The sequence below is a fragment of the uncultured Campylobacter sp. genome (assembly GCF_938018145.1).
Taxonomy (GTDB): Bacteria; Campylobacterota; Campylobacteria; order Campylobacterales; family Campylobacteraceae; genus Campylobacter_A.
Genome location: NZ_CALIII010000069.1, coordinates 1 through 3,596, shown reverse-complemented (window position 1 = coordinate 3,596; position 3,596 = coordinate 1). Strand labels below are relative to the sequence as shown.

The following is a 3,596-nucleotide window of genomic DNA, read 5'->3' as shown; positions in this document are numbered from 1 at the left end:
GGTATACCGATGATTTTAGCTGAAAATGCGATCGGCAGACGCCTAAAATGCAACGCCGTGGACGCATTCGGCGGTAAAAATATAAATCCGGCATGGAAAATCGTGGGCTGGATGGGGCTGCTTGGCGCATTTGGCATCATGGCTTATTACATGGTTATCGGCGGCTGGGTGCTAAACTATATCGCGCAGATCGCATTTGGCATGCTTGATCTTTCGCAGGTGCTTAGTTTTGAGGTTACGAGCGCGTTTTATGAGCAAAATATCGTTAGCGATCCGCTGGCTATTAGCTTTGCGACGCTCGTGTTCGTGCTCGTAAACTACGCGATCTTGGTGCAGGGCGCGGTCGGCGGTATCGAGCGCTCGGCGAAGTACCTCATGCCGCTGCTTTTTGTACTGATGATCGTGATGATCGTAAAAAACTTGACCTTAGATGGCGTGGCGCAGGGGATTAAATTTTATCTCACGCCCGATTTTTCAAAGATAAATATCAAGCTTTTCGTCGATGTTTTGGGACAGGTATTTTTCGCGCTTTCGCTTGGTTTTGGCGTGATGATCACGCTTTCAAGCTTTGTTAAAAAGGACGAGGGGCTGGTTAAAATCTCTATCATCACGGGCATCCTAAACACCCTCATCGCCGTGCTTGCGGGCTTTATGATATTTCCGTCGCTCTTTAGCTACGGCGTCTCGCCCGATAGCGGCCCAAGCCTCGTGTTTAAGAGCCTGCCGATCGTTTTTTCGCATATGCCTTTTGGCGGATTTTTTGCGGTGGCGTTTTTTGCGCTACTGATGATCGCCGCGCTCACGACCTCGCTGCCGATCTACGAGGTTATCATCACGACGCTTCAGGAAAAATTTAAAATAAAACGCAAAAGCGCGATTTTGCTGGTTCTAGGCACGATATTTATATTTGGAAATTTACCGTCCTTGATGGCTACGAACCTGCTTGCGGACGTTAAAATTTTCGGTAAAAATATCTTTGACGCATACGACGCCATCAGCGCTACGATATTTTTCGTGCTAACTTCGCTAGGATGCGCGATATTTGTCGGCTGGGTGCTAAAAGACGAAGCCAAACGCGAGATAATGCAAGGCAGCGAAAAATACGCAAAACTCGTAAATATCTGGTTTTGGTATATCAAATTCATCGTGCCGTTTATCATTTTGGTGCTTTTTATCAGCTCGTTTTACGATAACTTTTTAAAGTAAATTTGATGGCAAATCTCGTAAATTTAGCCAACGGCGACCGCTTAAATTTGCGCGTAGAGGGTCAAATTTTACTCAGCGAGAGCATAAAAAACATCAAAACGAGGCAGACGCAAAAGGAGTTTGCAAGTATAGACGAGGCGCAAAAAGCTTGCGCGAAAAAGGAGTGGGAGAGCCTGAAAAAAGGCTACGTCCTGCAAAACGCAGACGCCAAAGCTGGCGAGGCGAATCTGCACATCTACATCGGCGGCGGATACACGGGCGCGCTAGCCTTTGCGGGCGCAGAAGGCGAGCTTTTCGTCTATAAATGCGGCGGCTACAAAGAGGGCGGCGCGCTGGATGATTTTCTCATCAGACTGGACGCGAGCGGCGCCGTAAAGCAGCAGATCGTCCTACCAAAGCCGCTTGCGTGGCGAGCAGAGAGCGCGGGCGAGATTTTGCTTTTGGATCTGGATCATTTTATCTTTAAATTTGACCCGGCGAGCGGCGAATTTAGCGATCTCTCTAAAGATATGAGCTTTAAAAATAGCAAAGAATTTACGAGTTTCGTTTGCGCTGCGAAAGATACGGCGGCGTTTGCGATGTTTGGTCAAATTTTTACTTTGCGAGGTAGCGAGATTTCGCCTCTGGCCGAGTACAGATCCGAAATGAAAAACTACACACCGGTTTTGTGCGCCGCCCTTAACAATGAAGGCACGCGACTTGCGCTTCATTGCAAGCAAAACGAGATCAAAATTTTAAACACGCTAAACGGCGAAATTTTAAATAAACCCAGAGGCGACTTCGGGGTTTTTGATAAAATTTGCTTTTTAGCTGACGGCTCGCTACTAGGCAAGGAGCGCTACACCAGCAAGCTAGTTTGCCTTGATGCTGCAAGCGGCGAGCGGCTGTGGCCCGTGTGGCTACACGGCGAATGCGCCGAAGCGGACGAGTTTTGTGTTAGCGCGGACGGTTCTAGAATCACGCTAATTAGCTACGACAAAGCCCGCGTCATCGACCTAAAAAGCGGAAATTTACAGCCTAGCTTTGAGCTCTCGCACATCGTGAAGCGCTGCGAAGCGAAATTTGAGCGCATAAACGGCGAGGAATTTTTGGCCGTGCGCACCGACTACGGCTGCTTTAGTCTTTATAAAATTTAAGGAAAAATATGTTTTATTTTTTACTCGGTATTTACTTTTTTTACGTTGCCGCAAAGGCGATTTTGGCGATTTTGCAGATAAATTTTATACGCGCAGAGGCTAAAAAGCCCGCCGTCGTGCTAGAACAGGGCGAATACGAATCAGCCGCCGCAGCCGCGATAAGCAATCAAAAATTTGAGCTAATTAGCCTTCTCTATCACGCTGCGATATTTATGATGTGGGTGTGCTGGGGACTTGGTGCGATATCGGGGCATGCCTATAAAACGGGAGATATAGGCGATAACGTCTTTATGGTTATGGTATTTTTGCTCGTTTCGTCGCTGCTAGAACTACCGCTAAATATCTACGAAACCTTCGTCAAAGATAAAAAGCTCGGCTTTTCAAATGTCACGCCTAAAATTTTTGTGCTTGATCTAGCTAAAACGCTCGCGCTAACGCTGGTGTTTGGCACGCTGTTTGTGTGGCTGGTGCTGCTTTGCATTGGATTTTTGGGCGATTTTTGGTGGTTTTGGGCGTTTTTGCTGAGCTTCGCGGTCGCGCTCGTGATAAATCTCATCTACCCGACGCTCATCGCGCCTATCTTTAACAAAATGCAGCCGCTAGAAGAGGGCGAGCTAAAAAGCCGTATAGAAGGGCTTTTGACGCAGTGCGGCTTTAAAAGTAGCGGCGTTTTTACGATAGATGCCAGCAAGCGCGATAACCGCTTAAACGCCTATTTTGGCGGCCTTGGCGCGACTAAACGCGTGGTGCTTTTCGACACGCTCGTTAAGAAACTAAGTCTTGCCGAGATAATCGCCGTTTTGGGGCATGAGCTCGGGCACTTTAAGCACAAAGATATCCTAAAAATGATCGCTCTAAGCGCGGTTATGCTTTTTGCGATGTTTTTTATATTCGGCAACATCCCTGACGAGGCGTATCAGGCGCTGGGGCTTCATAGCGGAGGCGGCGGAGTGATCGTGTTTTTGCTACTTTTTTCGCCGATTTTCGGATTTTTATTTTCGCCGGTGAGCTCGTATTTTAGCCGCGCGAACGAATTTGGCGCCGATAAATTTGCAGGCGATGTCTCAAACAAAGCCGACATGATAAGCGCGCTAAAAAAGCTAGGCTCCGAAAACAAGGCCTTCCCGAAGACTCATCCGCTCTACGCCTTTTTCTATCACTCGCACCCAAGTCTCTTTGAGCGTATAAACGAGCTGGAAAATGACGGTAAATGACGCGCTAAAGGCCGCCGCCTCGCAGATAGCTCCAGCGTGC

At 48.0% G+C, this 3,596-nt stretch carries 3 protein-coding genes; all 3 read left to right on the top strand.

Annotated elements, in window-relative coordinates; genetic code table 11:
• Window positions 1-1,206 (top strand): sodium-dependent transporter (locus Q0338_RS01590; protein ID WP_298085230.1); only part of this gene is annotated, 1,206 nt, incomplete at its 5' end.
• A gap of 5 nt (window positions 1,207-1,211) precedes the next feature.
• The gene (locus tag Q0338_RS01585) at window positions 1,212-2,342 is read left to right on the top strand and encodes a hypothetical protein (RefSeq protein WP_298085229.1); all 1,131 of its coding nucleotides are present in this window, start codon (window positions 1,212-1,214) and stop codon (window positions 2,340-2,342) included.
• 8 nt (window positions 2,343-2,350) lie between these two features.
• The gene (locus tag Q0338_RS01580) at window positions 2,351-3,556 is read left to right on the top strand and encodes a M48 family metallopeptidase (RefSeq protein ID WP_298085228.1); all 1,206 of its coding nucleotides are present in this window, start codon (window positions 2,351-2,353) and stop codon (window positions 3,554-3,556) included.
• The last annotated feature ends 40 nt before the right edge of the window (window positions 3,557-3,596 follow it).

What these genes read in the sequence shown, in the direction of transcription:
- Q0338_RS01585 (WP_298085229.1), top strand. Translation starts at nt 1,212, where the DNA reads ATGGCAAATCTCGTAAATTTAGCCAACGGCGACCGCTTAAATTTGCGC.
- Q0338_RS01580 (WP_298085228.1), top strand. Translation starts at nt 2,351, where the DNA reads ATGTTTTATTTTTTACTCGGTATTTACTTTTTTTACGTTGCCGCAAAG.